General features: G+C 35.5%; 22 protein-coding genes. 7 read left to right on the top strand and 15 right to left on the bottom strand.

All coding sequences use genetic code 11. From position 1 onward, the window contains the following. Window positions 1–59: 59 nt before the first annotated feature. The 4 genes from BW936_RS09170 to rpsF form a co-directional block, all read right to left on the bottom strand. Window positions 60–3,167 carry a TonB-dependent receptor gene (locus BW936_RS09170; RefSeq protein WP_076548098.1) on the bottom strand — a complete coding sequence of 1,036 codons (3,108 nt, stop codon included), beginning with the start codon at window positions 3,165–3,167 and terminating at the stop codon, window positions 60–62. Window positions 3,168–3,270: 103 nt separating this feature from the next. Further along, a complete protein-coding gene (rplI, locus tag BW936_RS09165) occupies window positions 3,271–3,723 on the bottom strand; it encodes a 50S ribosomal protein L9 (protein WP_076548097.1) in 453 nt (150 codons plus the stop codon). 13 nt (window positions 3,724–3,736) lie between these two features. Next, window positions 3,737–4,033, bottom strand: coding sequence for a 30S ribosomal protein S18 (gene rpsR / locus BW936_RS09160; protein WP_027067300.1), 297 nt, complete (start codon window positions 4,031–4,033; stop codon window positions 3,737–3,739). 5 nt (window positions 4,034–4,038) lie between these two features. After that, complete coding sequence (rpsF, locus tag BW936_RS09155; protein ID WP_076548096.1) at window positions 4,039–4,380, bottom strand: 30S ribosomal protein S6; 342 nt, start codon at window positions 4,378–4,380, stop codon at window positions 4,039–4,041. A 229-nt stretch (window positions 4,381–4,609) separates the two neighbouring features. Between rpsF and BW936_RS09150 the strand changes: the two genes are divergently transcribed. Next, window positions 4,610–5,302, top strand: coding sequence for a LytR/AlgR family response regulator transcription factor (locus BW936_RS09150; RefSeq protein ID WP_076548095.1), 693 nt, complete (start codon window positions 4,610–4,612; stop codon window positions 5,300–5,302). A gap of 56 nt (window positions 5,303–5,358) precedes the next feature. Here BW936_RS09150 and priA read toward each other — a convergent pair whose 3' ends face one another. Genes priA through nadC form a run of 4 tightly spaced genes read right to left on the bottom strand, consistent with a single transcriptional unit; the run spans window position 5,359 to window position 10,080 of the window. Next, window positions 5,359–7,815, bottom strand: a complete 2,457-nt coding sequence (gene priA / locus BW936_RS09145; RefSeq protein ID WP_076548390.1) for a replication restart helicase PriA — start codon at window positions 7,813–7,815, stop codon at window positions 5,359–5,361. Window positions 7,816–7,817: 2 nt separating this feature from the next. Beyond that, window positions 7,818–8,258: a DUF2147 domain-containing protein gene (locus tag BW936_RS09140; RefSeq protein WP_076548094.1), complete on the bottom strand. Its 441-nt coding sequence runs from the start codon at window positions 8,256–8,258 to the stop codon at window positions 7,818–7,820. Further along, a complete protein-coding gene (locus tag BW936_RS09135) occupies window positions 8,255–9,223 on the bottom strand; it encodes a YihY/virulence factor BrkB family protein (RefSeq protein WP_076548093.1) in 969 nt (322 codons plus the stop codon). Before BW936_RS09135 ends, BW936_RS09140 begins: the two co-directional genes overlap by 4 nt. Further along, the gene (gene nadC / locus BW936_RS09130; protein WP_076548092.1) at window positions 9,223–10,080 is read right to left on the bottom strand and encodes a carboxylating nicotinate-nucleotide diphosphorylase; all 858 of its coding nucleotides are present in this window, start codon (window positions 10,078–10,080) and stop codon (window positions 9,223–9,225) included. The genes BW936_RS09135 and nadC overlap by 1 nt, the downstream gene beginning before the upstream one ends. A 65-nt stretch (window positions 10,081–10,145) precedes the next feature. Between nadC and rlmH the strand changes: the two genes are divergently transcribed. After that, complete coding sequence (gene rlmH / locus BW936_RS09125; protein WP_076548091.1) at window positions 10,146–10,619, top strand: 23S rRNA (pseudouridine(1915)-N(3))-methyltransferase RlmH; 474 nt, start codon at window positions 10,146–10,148, stop codon at window positions 10,617–10,619. Window positions 10,620–10,644: 25 nt separating this feature from the next. On the opposite strand, the gene BW936_RS09120 is transcribed toward rlmH, so the two are convergent. From BW936_RS09120 to BW936_RS09100, 5 genes are all read right to left on the bottom strand, one after another. Further along, window positions 10,645–11,463: a type IV pili methyl-accepting chemotaxis transducer N-terminal domain-containing protein gene (locus BW936_RS09120; RefSeq protein WP_076548090.1), complete on the bottom strand. Its 819-nt coding sequence runs from the start codon at window positions 11,461–11,463 to the stop codon at window positions 10,645–10,647. 172 nt (window positions 11,464–11,635) lie between these two features. After that, window positions 11,636–13,528, bottom strand: a complete 1,893-nt coding sequence (serA, locus tag BW936_RS09115) for a phosphoglycerate dehydrogenase (RefSeq protein ID WP_076548089.1) — start codon at window positions 13,526–13,528, stop codon at window positions 11,636–11,638. Window positions 13,529–14,094: 566 nt separating this feature from the next. Further along, window positions 14,095–14,790 (bottom strand): DUF3307 domain-containing protein, encoded by a 696-nt coding sequence (locus BW936_RS09110; RefSeq protein WP_076548088.1) that lies wholly within the window; start codon window positions 14,788–14,790, stop codon window positions 14,095–14,097. A 2-nt stretch (window positions 14,791–14,792) separates the two neighbouring features. Beyond that, window positions 14,793–15,398, bottom strand: coding sequence for a SatD family protein (locus tag BW936_RS09105; RefSeq protein WP_076548087.1), 606 nt, complete (start codon window positions 15,396–15,398; stop codon window positions 14,793–14,795). Window positions 15,399–15,495: 97 nt separating this feature from the next. Next, window positions 15,496–15,948, bottom strand: coding sequence for a methyltransferase family protein (locus BW936_RS09100; RefSeq protein WP_076548086.1), 453 nt, complete (start codon window positions 15,946–15,948; stop codon window positions 15,496–15,498). Between the two features lie 59 nt (window positions 15,949–16,007). Here BW936_RS09100 and BW936_RS09095 point away from each other — a divergent pair, with 59 nt between their 5' ends. The 5 genes from BW936_RS09095 (at window position 16,008) to BW936_RS09075 (ending at window position 21,790) form a co-directional block, all read left to right on the top strand. Next, the gene (locus tag BW936_RS09095) at window positions 16,008–16,595 is read left to right on the top strand and encodes a non-canonical purine NTP diphosphatase (protein WP_076548085.1); all 588 of its coding nucleotides are present in this window, start codon (window positions 16,008–16,010) and stop codon (window positions 16,593–16,595) included. Further along, window positions 16,582–17,226, top strand: a complete 645-nt coding sequence (locus BW936_RS09090) for a DUF4337 domain-containing protein (RefSeq protein WP_076548084.1) — start codon at window positions 16,582–16,584, stop codon at window positions 17,224–17,226. The genes BW936_RS09095 and BW936_RS09090 overlap by 14 nt, the downstream gene beginning before the upstream one ends. 158 nt (window positions 17,227–17,384) lie before the next feature. Next, window positions 17,385–19,202 carry a DEAD/DEAH box helicase gene (locus BW936_RS09085; RefSeq protein WP_076548083.1) on the top strand — a complete coding sequence of 606 codons (1,818 nt, stop codon included), beginning with the start codon at window positions 17,385–17,387 and terminating at the stop codon, window positions 19,200–19,202. Between the two features lie 74 nt (window positions 19,203–19,276). Further along, window positions 19,277–20,047, top strand: a complete 771-nt coding sequence (locus BW936_RS09080) for a carboxypeptidase-like regulatory domain-containing protein (RefSeq protein ID WP_076548082.1) — start codon at window positions 19,277–19,279, stop codon at window positions 20,045–20,047. 51 nt (window positions 20,048–20,098) lie between these two features. Further along, window positions 20,099–21,790: an alpha-amylase family glycosyl hydrolase gene (locus tag BW936_RS09075; protein ID WP_076548081.1), complete on the top strand. Its 1,692-nt coding sequence runs from the start codon at window positions 20,099–20,101 to the stop codon at window positions 21,788–21,790. Between the two features lie 4 nt (window positions 21,791–21,794). Here BW936_RS09075 and BW936_RS09070 read toward each other — a convergent pair whose 3' ends face one another. Continuing rightward, entirely contained in the window at window positions 21,795–22,160 is a 366-nt protein-coding gene (locus BW936_RS09070) for a VOC family protein (protein ID WP_076548080.1), read from the bottom strand. 2 nt (window positions 22,161–22,162) lie between these two features. Further along, window positions 22,163–22,690 carry an SRPBCC family protein gene (locus tag BW936_RS09065; RefSeq protein ID WP_076548079.1) on the bottom strand — a complete coding sequence of 176 codons (528 nt, stop codon included), beginning with the start codon at window positions 22,688–22,690 and terminating at the stop codon, window positions 22,163–22,165. Window positions 22,691–22,703 lie beyond the last annotated feature (13 nt).

Below are 22,703 nucleotides of genomic sequence, written 5' to 3'. Positions count from 1 at the left end.
TGCAAAAATAAAAAGCCCTAACATATTTGCTAGGGCTTTTACAACTTAATTTTACAATCTTAGAAGATATACCTCAATCCTACTTGTGCCTGCCATCTAGATAACAAGCTAGCATCATAGCCAAACGTTTCAATCAAATCTGGATTAAAGGTATACGTAGGTACATTTGTACTTGGATCTACTGTTACACCAACGGGTTGAACATTATTTGGTTGTTGCACCAAGCCCCAATCAGAACTGATTAAATTTCCAATATTCAACACATCAGCACTAAATTGAATAATATTGGTTTTCCCCTTTGCTACGTTGATTTTATAATCTTGCAAGAACTTAACATCCCATCTACCTCTCCATGGTGCTAAAGCTCCGTAACGTTCAGCGTACTGCCCTCTGCGGTCACTTAAATAATCATCTTGTGCTATGTAAGTATCCAAAGCAGCTCCTTGACCAGCACCTGCAAATTGCATCTGATTAATTTCTGCAGATGTAGGTACATAAATAAGGTCGTTTATACTAGAACCATCCCCATTAATATCACCTCCATAAGTATAGTTAAATCTACCCCCTTGCGCATATTCAAAAAACGTAGAAAGGGTGGTTGCCCATTTACCGTTACCATATTCCCAATTTTTACTAGCTACACCAATGAACCTATGATTATCACCGTACTTAGAATGCGCCAACACATCTGCATTGACATCATTTACAATAGGGTTTCCGGCAAAAGCATCTGATGTGATCTCAGCTTCAATAGAGTTCACGTCCTTAGCATCTAAATAACTATACGCTAACATGGCATATAAACCATTGTCGAATGTTTTTTGTGCTTTGAGAGATGCATTCCATATTCTACCCTTATCCGAGTTTGTAAATACAAAAGGCCCTGCACCAAACCCTTCAGAGTTTAACAAGTCGTCCGAGGTATAAATTGCTCTATTATCTACGCCTGATAAATTAGCGGAAGGTGAAGTAATTGCCCAGTTTTGAACGTGTGGTCCATTGATATCTTTAGTATACGATACATCTGCCGTAAGCACCATACCGTTATCTAAACGCTTATCTGCACCTAAATTGGTTCTCCAAACCTGAGGAAACTTATAATCTGGATCAACGGCTTGCAAGAAAAACACATCAGGATTGGCAATTTGGTTTCCTAACCATACAAATGGAAAACGACCGGTAAATATACCGGAACCACCACGTAATTGCAAAGATCTATCTCCATAAACATCATAATTGAAACCAACTCTTGGTGAAATCAACCAATCATTAGTTGGCAATTGGGTATTATCTATAAATACAGTTTTGCCCGTGTTAGGGTTTTCATAAGGCCGATCAGCAATAACAAAACCTCTATCAATAACATCTTGTGCTTTCTCTGCAGAGTCAAAAAATAATGGCTTATCAAAACGAATACCATAGGTTAATTTTAATTTCTCGTTTACATTCCATTCATCTTGTACGTAAAATGCCAATTGACCTACGTTGGTTTCTGCTAATGCCCAACCTTCTCCGTCAGGAACGGCGTTATTAGCATTAAACGTAGCTTGCGGACCCGCAAAATCATATGTAGACGCATCAAAATCTGCAATATCTACACTGCCAAATTTAGAAAATCCATACGCCGTAAGGTTAAACGAATTATCAAACATAAATTTCTCTAAAGAAAAACCTACTGTATAGGTATGGTCTCCTTTATAAAAATTTAAGTTGTTGGTAATTTGAAGTACTTTCTGATCAAGCCTATTATTTGCAGAAAATGGCTCATGACCCGCTATAATATAGTTAGACCCATCTTTGGCGATATTAATAGAAGGAGCAGGAGAAGAAAACGGATTTCTATAGTCATTAAAATGAGTATACCCCACCTGAAGTTTGTTTGAAGCTGTTTCTGACAATGTGGAATTCAATTCTACTTGTACCGATTTAAGCTCATTGTTTTGCTCATATCCAGAATTCTGAAATTGTAATGTATTTGCATTAGGGCCTCTAAACTGTATTGCCGTAGGATGGGCAGGCTTCTGTTTAGAAGCGTTCAAAAAATTATATATCACCGCCAAACGGTTGTTATCATTAATATTCCAATCTAATTTAAAAAGACCTTTTGTAGATTCTGCATCATGCGTATAACCTTCATAGGCACCTGGATCATAACCAACGGCCAGCAACTGATCTCTAACAGCGATTAAATCACTTTCCAATACTCTAGATTCATTAATTGCACCTGAGCCTGTATTAGGTACCCATCCGTTCGTGCCTAAATCTGTACGTTCATCTCTTTCAAAATTCGCAAAGAAAAATAATTTGTTTTTTATAATTGGTCCGCCGATACTTACCCCGTATTGACTTTGATCTAATTTAGGCTTAACAATATCGTCACCTTTAATTTTACCACCGGTCATATCTTCATTTCTGAAAAAACCGTAAACCGTTCCATGAAATTCATTAGAACCACTTTTGGTTACAGCGTTTACAGAAGCTCCCGTAAAACCAGATTGTGTAACATCATATGGCGCTGTAGATACTTGAATTTGCTCAATTGCATCTAAAGAAATTGGTTGCGAATCTGTCTGTCCACCGGGTGTTGCCGCATCTAAGCCAAAAGGGTTATTAAAAATTGCACCGTCCAAAGAAAAGTTATTGAACTGATCATTTCTACCGCCAAAAGAATTACCACTTGCCGTTGGCTCTAAACGCGTAAAATCTTGTGCTGAACGTGAGATAGTAGGTAAGCGCGTTAATTCTCTTCTACCAACACTGGTCTCAGCTCCTGTACGGTCACTACTAAACGTACCTGAACGATCAGAGACTACAGTAACTTCGTCCAATGCCTGACTTTCACTTGCCAATTTGATATCTACATTGAACGTTTGCCCTAATGACAAATTAACATCGGTAAGTTTGTAAGGCTTAAAGCCTACATAAGAAATTTCAACACGGTAAGGACCTCCAACTCGAAGGTTAAGCAGGTTAAACCTACCATCCTCATTGGTAATTGCCCCGTATTTTGTACCTGTTGGTGTGTGGACAGCGACAATATTTGCGCCAAAAAGTGGTTGGTTTTGGTCATCCATTACCAAACCTCTAATATTAGATGTGGTAACCTGACCATAAGTTGCACTTATGAAAAGTAACAACAGTACTTGAAAAAACATTTTGTTCTTCATTTTTATTGGTTTTGAGTTATTTATGGGTTCTCTAACAAAAATACCAATAAAAAAAAGAGCTATGTTTACATAGCTCTTTTTAATTTTAAACGCAAGTAATTAATTATTTTTGTTCTCCAACTACTTCGAAACCAAAATCAACAATCACCTCACGGTGTAATCTAATCTGTGCATTGTAAGGTCCAGTTCTTTTAACTGCCCCACCTTGAATGCTAATGAATTTTTTGTCAATTGAATGACCTTCTTTTGCAATTGCATCAGCTAAATCACCATTAGTAACAGAACCGAATAATTTATCGGCAGCACCTGTCTTAGCAGTAATTTTTAACTCTAAAGCTTTTAACGCTTCTTCTACTTTCTTAGCAGCGTCAACAACTTTTTTATCTTTATGTGCTCTTTGCTTTAAATTCTCAGCTAAAACTTTTTTAGCAGAAACAGTAGCCATAGTAGCTAAGCCTTGAGGTATAAGGAAGTTTCTTCCGTAACCGTTCTTAACATTTACTACATCGTCTTTAAAACCTAAATTTTGTACGTCTTCTTTTAATATAAGCTCCATGATTCTTTTCTTATTATTTTAATAAATCAGCAACATATGGCATTAACGCCAAATGACGAGCTCTTTTTACGGCTTGTGCCACTTTTCTTTGATACTTCAATGAAGTTCCAGTAAGTCTTCTAGGTAATAATTTACCCTGCTCGTTTACCAACTTCAATAAAAAATCAGCATCTTTATAATCTACGTACTTAATACCAGATTTTTTAAAACGACAATACTTCTTCTTAGTGTTGGTTTCAATGTTCAACGGAGTTAGATACCTGATCTCTCCATCTTTCTTTCCTTTTGCCTGTTGTTGTAATGTTGCCATAATACTTAAGCTTTAGCGGTTTTGTTTCTTGTTCTTCTTTTTTCTGCCCATGCAACAGCGTGCTTGTCCAATTTAACGGTCAAGAAACGCATAACACGTTCATCTCTTCTAAACTCTTGCTCATAAGGTGTTACTACCTCACCAGAGTTAGTGAATTCAAACAAGTGGTAAAATCCACTTTTTTTGTTTTGAATAGGATAAGCTAATTTCTTTAGCCCCCAATTCTCTTTAGCTACCATTTTGGCGCCATTGTTAATTAAGAAATCTTCGAATTTCTTAACTGTTTCCTCTATCTGAACATCAGATAGAACGGGATTCAAAATGAAAACAGTTTCGTAATGGTTCATATTATAATTGTTTTTAAGGAGTGCAAAAATAGATATTTTTTTAAAATAAATATAAGAAATACGAATATTCTTCGTTATTGAAGGGTAACAACGTTAAAATTAGACCAAATCTTAAATATATCATCATTACCAATTACACGATCAACAGTGCATTGTTCACATCTTTTGTTGCAGTTCAGCTTGTTTTTCCTGTTCTTTGTCGATGATTTAACCCCACAAATCAACCCTTATGAAGTTAAGAAGTATCATCGTTGACGACTCATCTATGCAAAGGATGGCCGTTGCCAAGTTGGTAAACAATCATCCCAATTTAACCATGGTAGCTGAGTACAGTAATGCTATTGAGGCTAAAAACGGAATCAAGAACCATGAAATCGATCTTATTTTTCTTGATGTTGAGATGCCAATCATTACAGGATTCGACCTACTGGAGTCCCTAGAAAACAGTCCTCAGGTAATTTTAATTACCGGTAAACCAGATTATGCACTTAAAGCATTTGACTATGATGTAACAGATTATTTGCACAAGCCCATTACCATGGCACGTTTTGACGCGTCTGTTAAAAGAGCCGTAGCAAATTATGAACAACTGCACAGAGTCAACGAAGATGAAGAGCATATTTTTGTTAAGAGCAACCTTAAGAAAAGAAAGGTTATTTTGAATGATATTAAGTGGATAGAAGCACTTGGCGACTATATAAAACTAGTAACCGACGAAGCTAATATCGTTATCTTATCAACAATGAAGTCTTTTGAAAAGCAATTGCCTCAAGATAAATTTTTAAGAATTCACAAATCATATATCATTAACCTAGAAAAGGTTGAAAAATTCAACAGTAAAAATGTTGAAGTTAGTGGTAGATCTATTCCACTCAGTAGAAACAAAAAGACAGAACTAGCCGAAGCGCTAAGTAACGTATAATATATGGCATAATTTTACTTTAAAAAAAGACCGCTTAATAGCGGTCTTTTTTAAATTTATATATGATCTACATTATATATTACCCTAACACTTCTAAACATAGCCACAGCTTTAAACGTCTTTTCTATTCGCCTAATATTAGCTTTAGTCTGCGCAAGAGAATGTGCTTTTCTAATTTTAATTACAATATGTTTTAAATACTGATTTCTGATTCTCGCAACAGGCGGATATTCAGGTCCTAAAACGGTACCACCAAAATTAGTACGCAATGCACCGGCAAACCAATCTGCGGCTTCATTTAGTACTTGGTAGTTTTTATGCTTAAAGGTTACTTTGATAATTCTATTGACCGGCGGATATTTAAATTGCTCCCTTTCATATAACTGCTCTGTATACATACCTTTATAATCACTTGTGGTCACTTGCTTCAATATCTGATGATACGGATTATACGTCTGTATAATTACACGACCTCTTTTTTTGGTACGTCCTGCCCTACCCGCTACTTGTGTTAACAATTGATATGTTCTTTCATGAGCACGATAATCTGGAAAGTTTAATAATGAATCTGCATTCATTACACCTACCAAATTCACGTTTCTAAAATCCAGTCCTTTGGTCAACATTTGCGTTCCTACCAAAATATCCAATTCCTTTTGCTCAAATGCCGTGATTATCTTTTCGTAGCCATGCTTGCCCCTGGTAGTATCTAAATCCATTCTACCTACTTTGGCTTCAGGAAATAAACCAGATACTTCTTTCTCTATTTGTTCCGTACCAAAACCCTTGGTATCTAAATCTGGACTACCACATGCAAAACATATTTCTGGCAATGCGGTATGGTGCCCACAATAGTGGCAACGTAATTGATTTCTATATTGGTGATAGGTTAAACTTACATCACAATTAAGGCATTGTGGCGTATGACCACATGTTAAACATTCCATTAATGGAGCAAAACCTCTTCTATTCTGAAAAAGTATAATTTGCGCACCTTCTTGTAGCGTCTCTTCCATTTCCATAAAAAGACGTTCAGAAAAATGACCTTTCATCTTTCTTTTTCTAGAAGCTTCTTTGATATCTACCAATTCCATCTCCGGCATCAGCACATTACCATAGCGCCTTGTTATTTCAGCAAACCCATATTTACCTGTTTGTGCATTATGGTAACTCTCTACACTTGGTGTCGCAGAACCCAATAGAATATTCGCCTTATGTAAATGTCCTAAAACTACTGCTGCATCTCTGGCGTGATATCTTGGCGCCGGATCAAATTGTTTAAAAGAACTCTCATGCTCCTCATCTACAATGACCAAACCTAATTTACTAAAGGGCAAGTACATTGCCGATCTAGCCCCTATGACCAATTGTGCTTTAGGTTTTTCCTGTAAAACATTTTGCCAAACCTCTACACGTTCTTGCACATTATACTTAGAATGGTAAATAGCTATTTTCTCACCAAAATACTCTTGAAGCCTACTTATTAGCTGTGTTGTCAAAGCTATTTCTGGCAATAAATACAATGCTTGTAAACCTTTTTCCAAACATTCTTCTATTAATTTTACATACACCTCGGTCTTACCTGAAGATGTCACCCCTTTCAACAAGGTTACTTTTCCTGTTTGGAACGAAGCCTTAATATCTACTAGCGCAGCCTTTTGATATTCATTTAAATCTTTAGTTTCTGAATTATCTGCATCACCATCATAATTGACCCGATCGGTCTTTATAAAATACTCCTCTAAAATTCCTTTGTCTACAAGTGATTTTATAACCGCTTTAGAGGTATTGCTAGATGCTTCTAATTCAGAAACTTTTATTGGGTGCTGACTTTTACCTTGTAATTGAAATAATGTAAGTACTACTTGACTTTGCTTTGGTGCCCTGGTCAAAGTTTTTAGAAGCTCCTCTAACTTTTCATCTGATGCGTGTTCTGTACCCAACTTTACGTACCTGACCAACTTTGGCTTGTATTGCTCATACACCTCTTCTTTTAAAACGATTACTTTTTTCTCTAATAATCGTTGAAGAATTGGCAATACATTTTTACGCTCTACAATTGCAGAAACCTCTTGTACCTTTAAGATCGTTTGATGCTGCAAAGCTTCAAACACCAAAAATTCATCGTCCAAGAGGGTGTTTTCGTCTATTTCATATTCTCTATTACGAAGCACCAATGTTTCACTCTCCAATAAAAATGCTCCAGGCAAGGCACTACGCACTACCTCCCCTAAGGTACACATGTAATAAGAAGCAATCCATTCCCAATGTTTTAGCTGAGTCGTATTTACAATTGGATAATCATCTAATAATTGGTGGATTTCCTTTGCCTCATAGACTTCTGGCGGATTCTGATGAATACACTGAACAACCCCGGTATATATTTTTGATTTACCAAAAGGTACGGCTACACGCATACCTGGTTGCAGTAACGCCGCCTCTTCAGCAGTTATACTATAGGTAAAACTTTTCTCTAACGGAATTGGTAATATTACATTAATAAAGTTTGCCATAGTTACCCTTCCACCCGTAGCCATGTTTGTGTTCTATAGATAAATGCCAAATAACCACGGACTTTCAACTCATCCGGATTATCTGGATTCAACCATATTTTAAAACGAAACGTCATCGCTTGTTCTGGATCAAATAATCGCTTTCCTTTCCATTCCCCATCATCATGCAACTCACCACCGGTAATAATCTCCATACCGGTTACCGGTTTATCTTTTAAATCTCCGTCACATTTATCACAGATTCTATTTTCTTGTCCGTCTTCTAAAATCTTAACGACTTTACCATACATTAATCCGTCTTTTTTATAAATTTCAATTAGACCCTTGGGCAGACCGGTGCGATCATCAATAGTTTTCCATGTGCCAAAAACTGATTGCGCAGAAATGTTCATAGAAATAAAAAATATAAAGAGAATACTTAATTGTACAGTTTTATTTATCATTCTTTTTTAGTGATTTTACGTAAAGTATTAAGGGAGGCATTCAGCTCAAACCCAAGTAGCAATATATTAGAATTTAACCATATGTAGACCATTAAAATCAATAATCCCCCCAATGCTCCATATAATTCATTGTATCTAGCAAACTTTTCAACATATATTCCGAAAAGATATGAGGTTAATAAAAACAATGTGGTGGTCATTAATGCCCCAAAAGAAAAAAATTTTGCCTGCTTACCTTCTCTTGTACCAAAATAATAAAGTATCGCGGTAGTAAAATACGACAGAATTATAAAGAACAGCACCTTTGCTATTTGAACACCAATAACTTCATCGTCACCCAAAATATACCCGCCTTGCTTTGCTGCAAACTCAGATAAATACCCCAACACATAAAATTCAAAGTATATATACGCTACAAAGCCCACTATTATTAAAATAGCCAAAATGAGACCTACCATTAAAGCATACAGATATTGTCTAAAGAAATGGCGTGTTAGGTCTATATGGTATGATGTTTCAAAACCTCCAAATATGGAATTAACCCCGTTGGCAATTAAGAATATGGACAGTAAAAATGCAGATGAAAGCAAGCCTCCTCGTTTTTGATCCTTTATTTGCTGAAACACATCACCAAAATAGTCACCCGTGGCACTCGGTAAAAAAGATTCTAAAAATAGCTGAAACTGTACATCAAAATCGCCATGCTCAATACTGATGTAAGACACTAAAAACGGAACCAAAGTCACCATAAAAATCAATAACGGAAATAGCGCCATAAACAAGCTAAACGCAATAGCACTGGCACGTGTAGACAATGTACCCCTTAAAATACCAAGCACATACATTTCTAAAAGATCATAAATTGAAAGCCCTTCAAAACCGGGAAGCCTAATTTGTTTTAACAACCTGACCAACCAGTTTACAATGGGGATCTTTTCTAGCTTTTCTTCGACCTCTAAAGACATTAAACCGCTTTTAAACTCAGATCTAAATTATAAACAGAATGTGTTAACGCCCCTGAAGAAATATAATCTACACCGCATTCTGCATATTCCCGAATTGTTTTCTCATTAATACCACCAGAAGATTCCGTCAAACAGGTACTACCTATTAATTTTACCGCGGTGCGCGTATCTGCATAATTAAAATTATCGATCAATATACGATATACGCCTTCTGACTCTAAAATTTCTTTGATTTCTTCTAAGTTTCTAGCCTCAACGATAATCTTTAAATCACGCCCTGTTTCTTTTAAATAGTTCTTGGTCTTATCTATTGCTTTGGTAATACCGCCAGCAAAATCTATATGGTTATCCTTAAGCATGATCATATCATACAAGGCAAACCTATGGTTTTCTCCACCACCAATTTTTACAGCCCATTTTTCTAGTGCGCGTATACCTGGTGTAGTTTTTCTAGTATCTAAAATCTTTGTGCCCGTACCTTTTAAAAGATTAACGAACATATTGGTTTTTGTAGCTATTGCACTCATTCTCTGCATGGCGTTTAACACCAAACGCTCTGCTTTTAATATACTTTGAGAACTACCTTCCACATAAAAAACAATATCTCCATGACTTACCGGAGTACCGTCCTTTATCAATACTTCTATCTTCAAATTTGGGTCAACAAAATAAAATACAAGTTCAGCAAAAGCTACCCCAGCAATAATTCCTTCGTCTTTTACCAACAATTTTGCCTTACCCGTAGCGGTATCTGGAATGCATGCCAATGAACTATGATCACCATCACCCACATCTTCACGAATGGCATTTGCTATGATCAATGTTATCTCTTCTTTAAATTGCTCTTCTGAAATCATATGTATATCATCTATTGTATTGCTAAATTACAAATCCATTTGCGAAATTGATTTACTTTTGACATATGACTATAAAACTTTTAGCCATTGGCAAAACCGACAGTTCTCAACTACAGGAACTCATTGAGGTATATCAAAAGCGATTACAACATTATATCAATTTTGAAATTGAACTCATACCTGATTTAAAAAAGACGAAAAACCTTTCTGAAGATCAGCAAAAAGACAAAGAAGGAGAACTTATTCTTAAAAGACTAGCCTCTACAGATGTTTTAATTCTTTTTGATGAAAAAGGAAAACAGTATACATCTGTTGAGTTTTCTAATTTTTTACAAAAAAAGATGAATTCTGGTATAAAGCAATTGGTATTTTTAATAGGAGGACCTTACGGTTTTAGCAACGAGATATATGCTAAGGCTTCTGGGAAAATAAGCCTATCCAAAATGACCTTTTCACACCAAATGGTACGTTTATTTATAACTGAACAAATTTATAGGGCATATACTATTTTAAAAAATGAGCCCTATCACCATCATTAGAATGCTCAAGAAACATTATTTCTGCTTATGCTTGCTTTTTAAGTGATTTCACCATATTCTGAGAAACACCTTCTAAATCTACAAGTTCTTCCATTAAAAAAGAGATAAGCTCTTCTTTATGCTCCACTTTTTTTTCAATTTTAAGAACACGATGGTAGTTCTTGATATTTTTCATATGCAAATTAAAGGCGTGTGTTTGATGCCAAGCTATTTCTTTTAATTTCTGATTTTGAATCGCCATCTTTTTTATGGACGGATTAATAAAGAAAAATATTTCTATTATTAATATAATCAAAGAAAAAACTGCTAGTTCCAACTCTACAATCATTAATGCCCTTATATCTTCTTCTGAAGCTTTTTGAAATTGATTGACAATGTCGTCCATAATCAAAAGAAATTTGTCCGACTCAGATGACAATCTCTCTAAATCTATTAATTTTAGATTACTAAAGTCATTTGTTGATTCTAAAATGAAATTTAAATGCGGCTGTAAACTATTAAAGTTTTTTTGAATTTCATCATTATCAAGTTCTAAAATCCCCGTTGCTGCATTCCCTTTTTGCAAAGCTGTGTTTGTATTTGATAATTTAGTCATTGCCAAACGCAACTGACCATAGTCACATGTACCAAACCTACACTCATACACATTCTTAACAATTGCCTGCGAAAGCATTCTTTGCCTACCCGCAACATTTATTCTCAATGCATCTTGTCGTTGTCGTGCTAAAGAATACTGTATTATAGACTGTATCACAATGGTCAATACAATTACAGTAAAAACCAACAGATAATAGTTATTGAAACTTTTACCAGATTTTAATTTCAATAAAATCTTATTCCACATAATTAGAGATATTTCCTACAAACTATAATTGTATCAATACCATAACTTTTAAGAATTAAAAATGTTGTAGAAAACAATGAAAATTGGATAAAAAAAAAGTGCAAGTCGTTTAACTTGCACTTCACATTCTATATGATTTTACTGGTAATGACTCATATTAGATCACCGTACACTAGTATAATACTCTAAATTTGATTGTATTTTCAACTTTTCTTAAAGCCTTGATTACATCTTTATTATATTCTTTGTCCAAATCTGTAATTACATATCCCACTTCATTATCGGTAGAAAGGTATTGACTTGAGATATTTAATTCATACTCTGCCAAAACCTTATTTATTTTGGCCATTATACCCGGCACATTCTTGTGTATATGTAAGAATCTATGTGATTTGTTTTGTTTTGGCAAACGGATATTTGGAAAATTAACTGCATCTACCGTATTACCGGAATTGATATAATCCATTATTTTATTAGGAACGAAATCAGCAATATCACGTTGAGCTTCTTCTGTACTACCACCCACATGCGGAGTTAAAATTACATTTGGAAAACCTTGTAATTTTGTTTTAAACTCACCATTACTACGTGGCTCATCTGGATAAACATCTACTGCGGCACCACCAACATGACCTTCCTTTAATCCATTTGCCAGAGCATCAATATCTACAACGAAACCTCTAGATAGATTTATCAACATAGCACCTTTCTTCATTTGCTGTATTTCACGCTCACCAATAAAGTTCTTGTTTGCTTTGTTATCATCTATATGTAATGTTACCACATCAGACACATTCAACAAATCTTCTAATGAATTGCATTTTACCGCATTGCCCAAAGCTAACTTATCATCTACATCATAGTAATACACACGCATACCCATGGCTTCTGCCAAAACTGATAATTGCTTACCTATATTACCATAACCAACAATGCCCAAGTTCTTACCACGAACTTCTCTAGACCCTGCAGCTGTTTTCTGCCATTGCCCTTCATGAATTTCCCTACTACGGTCAAATACACTACGCATTAACATAATAATCTCACCAATTGCCAATTCTACTACTGACCTAGTATTGCTGTACGGAGCATTAAAAACTACCACACCTTTTTTCTTGGCAGCATCTAAATCTATTTGAGTGGTACCTATACAAAAAGCACCGACCACCAATAATTTGTCGGCAGCGTCTAAAACTGTTTGCGTTACCTGGGTTTTAGAACGAATACCAAGAACGTGAACGCCCTTGATTTTTTCTAGCAGTTCTTCCTCTGATAAGCTATGTTTAATCAATTCAACGGAAAAACCGTCTTCTGATAAATTATCGAATGCAGCTGTGTGCACATTTTCTAATAATAGAACCTTAATTCTATTCTTTGGATACGAAATATTTCTTGGCAACTTGTTCACAAATAAAAATTCATCTAAACTTGGTGTAACATAATCCGCATTATTAGCGGCTTTTTCTCTATGCACGTTTTCGGTATATGCAAAAAACTTGTCGGCTATACCTGCTTCACGCATTACATAATCACTGTAACCATCTCCTATAACCTGGACTTCTCCATCCAAGTTCATTTGCTTAAGACAATCTATTTTGCCATTATGCTGAGATAGCACATTTTTCTCATCGAAACCGATGATACTCCCTTCTTCATCGAATTTAAACGTATTTGCATACACTCGATCAGACGGTATATTGTATTCTTCTACAATAGGATCAATAAACTCTTTGAATCCACAGGATATCACATAAATATCATCTGCATACTTTTCAAAAAAATCTTTATTGGCGGCTATAGACTTAGATATTTTATTTCTAAGATTATCTACCAACCCGTCTAAATCTTCTTTTTTAGCATGTAATAACTGAATTCGACGTTCCAAAGATTCGGTAAACGAAATATCACCGTCAATTCCTAAGTTGGTGATTTTCTGAATTTCTTTAATAACTTCATCTTTGTTGGATCTTCCTTCTAAAGTCATTTCGGCAAGAACATCCAATGCTTCTACCCTAGTCAACGTACTGTCAAAATCAAAAACGTATTTTCTACTAACTTCTACCATTATTCTCTTTTGGTTGGATAAGAATTTTTGTTATTAAAATAAGTAGCAAAAGTAAAAATTTAATTTATGCTGATATATGATATCCTATAAATAAAACAAAAAGATTATGTAATGATGTAAATTGATAAAATCAATATCTTTTAGTTCAAAAATTAAAGAACAGACAATGAAATGGTTACTCTCTTTTAAACCACGTTACCCCAGTCAACCTTTCTTTTAAAACTATCTTTTTTTATGGTATTACCTAATTCGTGAGCATTGGCACCATTTTTATTTCAGCATAGCAAAACATCAGATTTTCAGTTCAAATCTACTTACCGGTAAATACTATAGATTGCTATTTTACAACATACCAAAGCAGATTTACATTCATACATTTTACATCATCCACCATCCTTTTACATATCTTAAACACATAACTGCCAATTACCTGCAAAAAAACACCCTACTGAAATTTGCTTTCACAAACAACCTAGGGGCAAGCCCACAAAACATTGATTTTTTTTGGGGTTTCAACGCATTCAAAGAAACATTTAATCTGCGCTTATCATATAAAGCCCTATTATTTAAGAAATATATAGAAGCCCTGCCAAGATAGCCAGCCCAAAACTTATTAAAGTTCCTATTAAAATATACTCTGTTAATTTTCTATTATTACGTTCTTTAAGATCATTAAACCTAAAAACAGATTTTGCAGCTATTAGCAAACCAATAACTTCCCATCTACCAAGTACTATAAAGATTAGAACAAATAATCTTTCTATAATACCTATGTACTTACCTGCATTGGGGAGCGATTTATGATCCGTTTCTATCTGATTGGACATCCCCTCTAAAATCATACCCATAATAATTGCTGCCGGATAGGTTACAAATACAATTGCCGTTACCAAGTACCAATCTAAATTTTCGAACAACAATAAGGTATGAGCATATAAATTGGTATAAAAAACACAACCATAAATGACCAAAATATGCAATACTTGATCTATGAAAAACGGAACACTTTTATTCTTGAACAATTCATTTGAATACAATTTTAGTGTATCAATGAAAAAATGAGCAATAGTTACCGTTACTGCTATTTTCCAAAGGGATAGATCCCAAAGAAGGAGCATGTACAATGAAAAATGCAATAACACATGTACGTATAAAAATTTAGATTTTATCTTGTTCGCTTGCTTGTGAAGTACCCATCTTGTAGGTTGTAAAACAAAGTCTCCAATTAAATGAGCTAAAACTAGTTTTATGAAAATCAACATATTTATTTACTGGTAATTAATTCTTTGTAATAGGACAATACATCTAAAACTAAATCTAATCTTGCTCTTTTTAAACGCTGACTTACGGCAGATTGTTTTATACCCAACTGCTGTGCAATTTCTTTTTGTGAGTAATGAGGGTAATCTAGGGACAAGGTTACAATTTCTGCAGAAACAACGCTCCAATCATCCATAAAATTTAAAGCTAAACGCAACATTAAATTCAATGTGCGGTCATGTGCTGTTTCTCCGGTTGCAATACTAAGATTTACCTTACTCTCCTTTAGTGTTTCAAAATTACGTCCTGATCGCTGGTATGCTGGACCGTTAGATTCAGTCACCCCTGTACCAACATAGGTCTCTAAACCTATACCGATACCCATTCTTACATCTAAACCTTTTATAGTTTTTAACATTGCTTTTATGCGAATAGCGGTGAACAATGCATTTTTTTCGGTAAGCTTTAACTGAAATTCATCACCGCGATAAATCTCCCAATTCATTGGCGATGCACCAAATTGTTTTAAATAATTCTTTAATAGATCCATCCACTGATCACTAGGATGATTCTCAGAATTAATAATATCTCCAGTAATTATAGCTATCATGATTATTATTTAAAACGCTAATATATTAAATTATAAGCTAATTAGTTAATATATATAAGTATTAGCACATATAGCAATACCATTAAGCATAATCAACTCAAAACCAGCGCCTTGTTAATATACAATAATCTTTGAAGGAACGCCCAAATTTACCTAATAGAATTTGTTCTTCAGGAATTATCTGAAATCGATTCATATAACTTACAAAACCAGCAGCGATCAGTATATTAAAAGCATTACCTAAAAAAACACCTAGCGCCAACAATAGAAGCAGCAACGCTAAATACATAGGGTTTCTAGAAAATTTAAAAATTCCGCCTACCACTAAATTAGAAGCCTTGTCAGGGTTTAAAGGATCTATGGTCGTTTTTACTTTTCTAAATTGAACTAAAGCAAAGAGCGCTGTGAAAACACCAATACCGATCAAGAGCTTTGCCAATAACAATCTGCCCAAAAAATCGAAATAACCAATAGGTAGGAACTCTGCCAATAGGAACATCATCAATCCAAAACATAAAAACACTAAAACCGGTGGTACTTTTAACTCCATTTCATAAAATTACTACTTTTGATGATTTAAATTGACAAACCAGACTCCAAATTGTTCCTATGAAGCTAGTATTTGCCACTCACAACCCTAACAAATTAAAAGAAGTTCAACTTTTGGTTCCATCCCAAATAGAACTCATAAATTTAGAAACAATAGGTTGCACCACAGATATACCCGAAACCGCAATTACGCTTGAGGGAAACGCAAAACTAAAAGCAAACTTCGTAACCAAAAACTATCAATTATCATGTTTTGCAGATGATACAGGGCTCTTGGTGAACTCACTAAACGGAGAACCCGGCGTGTACTCTGCCCGTTATGCAGGACCCCAAAACAATTCTAACGCCAATATGGACAAACTATTGGCCAACCTTAAAGGTAAAAAAGATAGATCCGCTCACTTCAAAACAGTTATTGCTCTAAACCTAAATGGTAAAACACATATATTTGAAGGGAAAATTGAAGGAGTCATTACCCAGACAAAAAAAGGTGAAAAGGGATTTGGTTACGACCCAATTTTTCAGCCAAATGGATATAAGGAGACATTTGCCGAACTACCTTTATCCATTAAAAACAAAATAAGCCACAGGGCACAGGCATTTAAAAAATTGATAGCACATTTAAATAGTATTCATGCTGCAGGGTAAAAAAGATAATGAAACCGTAGAAGTATCAGTTGCATCAGAACGTGCAGAAGCTATAGGAGGCGTACTAATAGCATTATTTGCCGCTCTTATGGCTATATCACAAATGGTGAACGGCGAGTTAGAAGAAGAAATGATGATCGCCCACAACAATGTTGTAAGCTACTCTAGTTGGTACCAGGCTAAAAGTATCAAAGAAAGTTTAAAAGAAAGTGAACTTGACTATTTAAAGGCATTAATAGAAAGTGGCATTGTTACAGACGATAAAATTGCAACCATTAAACATAAAGTGGCAGAGGTTGAAAAAAAAATAACCAAATATGAATCTGAAAAAACAGAACTTCTTTTAGGTTCTTCTTTTGTTGGTAAAGAAAATTGGGCTCAGGATATAGAAGGAGAAATGGGTATTATTACCGGAGTTAAACAATGGGAACAATTAACACAAACCTACGATTATGCCACAAAAAGATTTGATTACGCTTTACTATTCTATCAAATATGTATTGTTCTTGGTGCCGTATGTATAATAATCTATGACAGTCCTAGGCTACAAAAAGCACTTATTATCTTAATGGTTATCTTTGGTATTATAGGTACTTCCCTGTCAATATATGGCTATACATTGGCCCCGTAATATTACTTCACTTAAAATTATATGGATTCAATTATTCGTAGTATCTTTGCCGCTTAATTAACGCCGCTGGTATAGCATGTGTTGCGCCGAGTCTAATAGGTTATAAACGATAATCGCTCTATGCAACATTCATATTTGCGATTTAGTATAACATATTTATGATAAAGTTTGAAGCACTGGGACTACAAAAGTCCTTATTAGATGCTATTACTGATATGGGTTTTGAAACCCCTTCAGAAGTTCAAGAAAAAGCAATCCCTATTTTATTGGAAAGTGAAACCGATCTAGTTGCCCTAGCGCAAACAGGTACGGGTAAAACCGCCGCATTCGGATTTCCATTAATTCAAAAAATTGATAGTGATAGCAGAACTACACAAGGTTTAATATTATCACCTACCCGTGAGCTTTGCCTGCAGATTACGAAAGAAATGCAAGCGTATTCAAAATACGAACGTAATATCAATGTAGTTGCCATATATGGCGGTGCAAGCATTACGGAACAGGCAAGACAAATTAAGAGAGGTGCACAAATAATTGTTGCAACACCTGGTAGAATGAAAGATATGATCAGCAGGCGTCTTGTTGATATTTCAAAAATTGACTATTGTGTTCTTGATGAGGCAGATGAGATGCTGAATATGGGCTTCATGGAAGATATTAAAGATATTCTTTCTGGTACGCCTAATGATAAATCTACATGGTTGTTCTCTGCAACAATGCCTAGAGAGGTTGCAACTATTGCCAAGAAATTTATGCACTCGCCACAAGAAATTACTGTGGGAGCCAAAAATTCTGGTGCATCTACCGTACAACACGAATATTATATTGTTGGTGGTAGAGACCGTTACCCTGCATTAAAGAGATTGGCTGATACCAACCCAGATATATTTTCGGTTATTTTCTGTAGAACAAAACGCGATACTCAAAAAGTTGCCGAAAAATTAATTGAAGACGGATACAATGCCGGTGCATTACACGGAGATTTAAGTCAAAATCAAAGAGATTTGGTAATGAACTCTTTCCGTAAAAAGCAAATTCAAATGCTTGTAGCAACTGATGTTGCTGCACGTGGTATTGATGTTGATGATATTACACACGTTATCAACTACCAATTACCAGATGAGATCGAAACCTACACACACCGTAGCGGTAGAACTGGTAGAGCTGGTAAATCTGGTATTTCTATGGTTATTGTTACCCGTAGTGAACAACGTAAGATCAGAGCCATTGAAAATAAAATCAATCAGAAATTTCTAGTTAAAAAAATTCCTACGGGAATGGAAATCTGTGAGATTCAATTATATCACTTAGCAAATAAGATTAAAGATACTGAGATCAATGAAGATGTAGATGCTTATCTACCTGCTATCAATGATGTCCTTGAAGGTATAGATCGCGAAGAATTAATTAAAAAAATTGTTTCTGTTGAATTTACAAGATTCTTTAATTACTATAACAAATCCAAAGATTTAAACTCTTCTGACAACGGTAGAGATCGTGGTGAAGGAAGAGATAGAGCTGAAATACCAACAAGTGGAGCGGTTCGTTACTTTGTAAACGTTGGTGAAAGAGATGGTTATGATTGGATGTCTTTAAAAGACTTTATTAGAGACACAGTAGGCTTAGGACAAGAAGATGTATTCAAAGTTGATGTAAAAGAGAGCTTTTCTTTCTTTAACACAGAGGCTGAAGTAACACAACAAATCCTAAATAAATTCACGGACTTTAAGGTTGACGGCAGATTTGTAAACGTTGAGGTTTCCAAAAACCCTGGCGGTGGCGGCGGTAAACGCAGAAGCGGCGGTGGCGGTTTTAGAGGAAAAAGAAACGGCGGTAGAAGAGATGATGACCGTGGCGGAAGAGGTAGAAAAGACGGCGATCGCGAGTCTAAAGGCAGAAGACGCGAGCGTAGCGAATCTAGCTCACCCAACTCTGGAAAAAGACGCAGCAATAAAAGAAAGGGAGATTTCTTTTAGTTAATTGTATATTAAAAATACGCTTCGGCGTATTTTTTTTGTTTTGTTTGCAACCTAATTACGCTGTCAGTATAATGAAAAACTTTTTATTCTTTACACTTATCTTACTTTCATTTATTGGTTTCTCTCAAGAAACAACAGATGGTCAACGCCTTAAAGCTGTTGTCATAAATGCACAATCTGATGAACCGCTAGAAAGTGTGCACGTTGTAAACCTAAATCAAGTTTTTGGGACCATAACCAACGAGAAAGGCGAGTTTTCCATTACCGCAACAGTTAATGATACCTTGTATTTTTCCTTTTTAGGCTTTAAGTCACAAAAAATAAGGGTAACCAATGATATGTTCAAATTTGAAGGTACCGAAATTGCGTTGACAGAACTAGCATATGCGTTAGAGGAAGTCATTGTTAGACCTTATCAGCTCACTGGCTATTTAGAAATAGATGTAAAGAATTTACCTATCAACAACGCTTACCAATACAGCATTTCTGGCTTAGGCGTAAGTTATGAAGGCGGTAATAAAAACCCAAGTGCCGTAACTAAAGTATTAGGCGCCATTCTCAACCCGGCCGATCTATTACGAAACCTCTTTGGAAAGAAACCTGCGCAAATGCGCAAACTAAGGCAAATGAGAGAAGATGATGAAATTAGAAATCTACTTGCTTCTAAATTTGACAGGGAAACACTTACTGAATTCTTGCAATTAGAAAAAGTAGATATTCAAGATATCCTAAACAATTGTAATTATTCCAAATCATTTATCACCACGGCTAATGACCTTCAGATATTGGACGCCATAAGCAGTTGTTATGAAGAGTACAAAGTTCTCAATAGAAAGAAATAATATTTTTTAAAGTGAGATCCTTGTTATAGTTTTATTGTAAATAACCGGGAAATGAAAAACGTATTCTTATTTGGGCTATTCTTTATAGCATTGATTTCTTGCCAACCCAAGAGCAAAGAAAAATTAGAGACTTCTGATCCTGTTGAAGATTCACTAGAAGTTCCTAAAAAAAATCCCAATTTTCAATGGGAAGCCGCTACCGTATATTTTCTGCTTACCGATCGTTTCAATAACGGAAATACCCATAATGACCTAAATTTTAACCGTGATAAAGAAACCGGTAAACTAAGAGGCTTTTTAGGTGGAGATATTCAAGGGATTACCGATAAGATTAAAGAGGGCTATTTCAATGACCTTGGCGTAAATGCTATTTGGTTTACTCCTGTAGTGGAGCAAATTCATGGAGCTACAGATGAGGGTACCGGAAATACGTATGGATATCATGGCTATTGGGCAAAAGATTGGACGGCCCTTGACCCAAATTTTGGAACTAATAAAGATTTAGACATCCTCATAAAAACAGCTCATGAAAACGGAATTAGAATTTTGTTGGATGTTGTTTTGAACCACACTGGCCCTGTTACCGCAGAAGACCCGGTATGGCCAGAAGAATGGGTACGTACCTCTCCCACTTGCGAATTCACTACTTATGACAATACTACGGCATGCACATTGGTTGAAAACCTACCGGATATATTGACGGAGTCTGATGCTACAGTAAACTTACCCGATGCCTTACTTGCCAAATGGAAAGCCGAAGGCAGACTAAGCGAAGAGCTAGATGAGCTTGAATTGTTTTTTGACCGAACAGGTTACCCCAGAGCTCCCCGTTTTTATATTATAAAATGGCTTACGGACTATGTTAACAAATACGGAGTAGATGGCTTTAGAGTGGACACTGTAAAACATGTTAATGAAAATTCCTGGTCAGAATTATACAAGGAAGCTTCTTTGGCATTTGAACTTTGGAAAAAGAAAAATAAGGACAAGGTCTTGGATAATAATCCTTTTTATATGGTAGGTGAAGTATATAATTATGGAATTTCTGGCGGACAAGAATTTGACCTAGGGGACAAAAAAGTAAACTACTTTGATAACGGATTCAAAAGTCTTATCAATTTTGAACTAAAGACCGATGCTAAAAAGGACTATGAAACTATTTTCTCCAAATACAGCAAACTACTGCACACTACCTTTAAAGACAAGAGTATTTTAAATTACCTTACTTCGCATGACGATGGCCAACCTTATGACCAAACTAGAACTGATCCTAAAAGGGCTGCCAATGTGTTACTTTTAACCCCTGGTGCATCACAAATATATTATGGTGATGAAACTGCCCGTAGTTTAACCATTGAAGGCACGGAGGGCGATGCTACCTTACGCTCCTTTATGAATTGGGAAGAATTGGACAGCTTGCCCAAAACAAAGGAAACGCTAGCCCATTGGCAGAAGCTAGGAACATTCAGAAATGACCACCCAGCTATAGGTGCCGGTATACATAAAAGAATTACCAAAGCGCCCTACGTTTTTAGCAGATATTTCACTAAAGATGACTATGTAGATAAAGTAGTTATTGGACTGAATCTTCCAAAAGGGAAAAAGACAATATCAGTAAAAGGTATTTTTGGCGATGGCACAAAGTTGTATGACCGCTACTCCAACACAGAAGTTACAGTTGCAAACTCTACAGTTATTTTAGAAAATGATGCCGAGATTGTCCTATTGGAACTAAAAAAATAACTTACTAAGAATTGGAATGTACGGCTATTCTATTTCCTTCCGTATCTTTTAAAATTCCCATGAATCCATGCCCTTCTCCTATTTCGGTTTTAGGCTGTATTATTTGTCCGCCTGCTTTTTCAACCTTATCCAGTACTTTTGCAGCATCTTCACAAGCCAAATACACCAGAAAGCCATCAGTTAAACTAGGCACAAACTGCTCATGTAGTACCAAAGCACCATTTGCCTGACCAACAGTTTGTTTGTCCGGGAACAACCCCATTACAAATTCCCCAAAATTATTTACCGTAATAGAGACATCTAAGATGGACTTATAGAACTTTTGAGCCCGTTCCATATCTGCTACAGGAATTTCAAACCATGCTATCATATCTATTTATTTAAATTAGCTTTAAGATTCTGCAATCCTTGTTCAAAATCTTTACCCACCATTTTATCCATTGACATAAACAGCATCATAATACTCATGGGAAATTTATTCTTACCAGTGAACCCCCAAGTAACCTTGCTCCTATTTCCATCCAAAGCATCTAAATTCATGTAGCAATCTGACTGGGACTTATACGGCTTTAAAAACCGCAAATCTTGCTCTATGCGCTCTCCTTCTATAATTCTGGTAATCTCTTGCTCCCCTTCACCTACTTCTTTATTACCGTTCCAGTGACTTATAGCCCCTATCTCACCGTCAACCCCCGTAAAAGTAATCTTCATATTGGGATCTTTTCTTGCCCATGGTGACCACTCTTGCTGTTTCTTTAAAAACTTTAAATGACCCCACACTTGTTCTGGCGGATGATCCAATTCTATACTTCTAGATACTTGATAACTTTTGGGCGCTATTAATCCTAGAAAAATAATCAAGATTACAATTACTCCGAAAATTATTAATACCGTATACATATTTTGTTAAATA

The sequence above is a fragment of the Maribacter ulvicola genome, from assembly GCF_900155985.1.
In the GTDB taxonomy this organism is placed as follows: domain Bacteria; phylum Bacteroidota; class Bacteroidia; order Flavobacteriales; family Flavobacteriaceae; genus Maribacter; species Maribacter ulvicola.
This window is presented reverse-complemented; position numbering and strand designations above follow the sequence as displayed.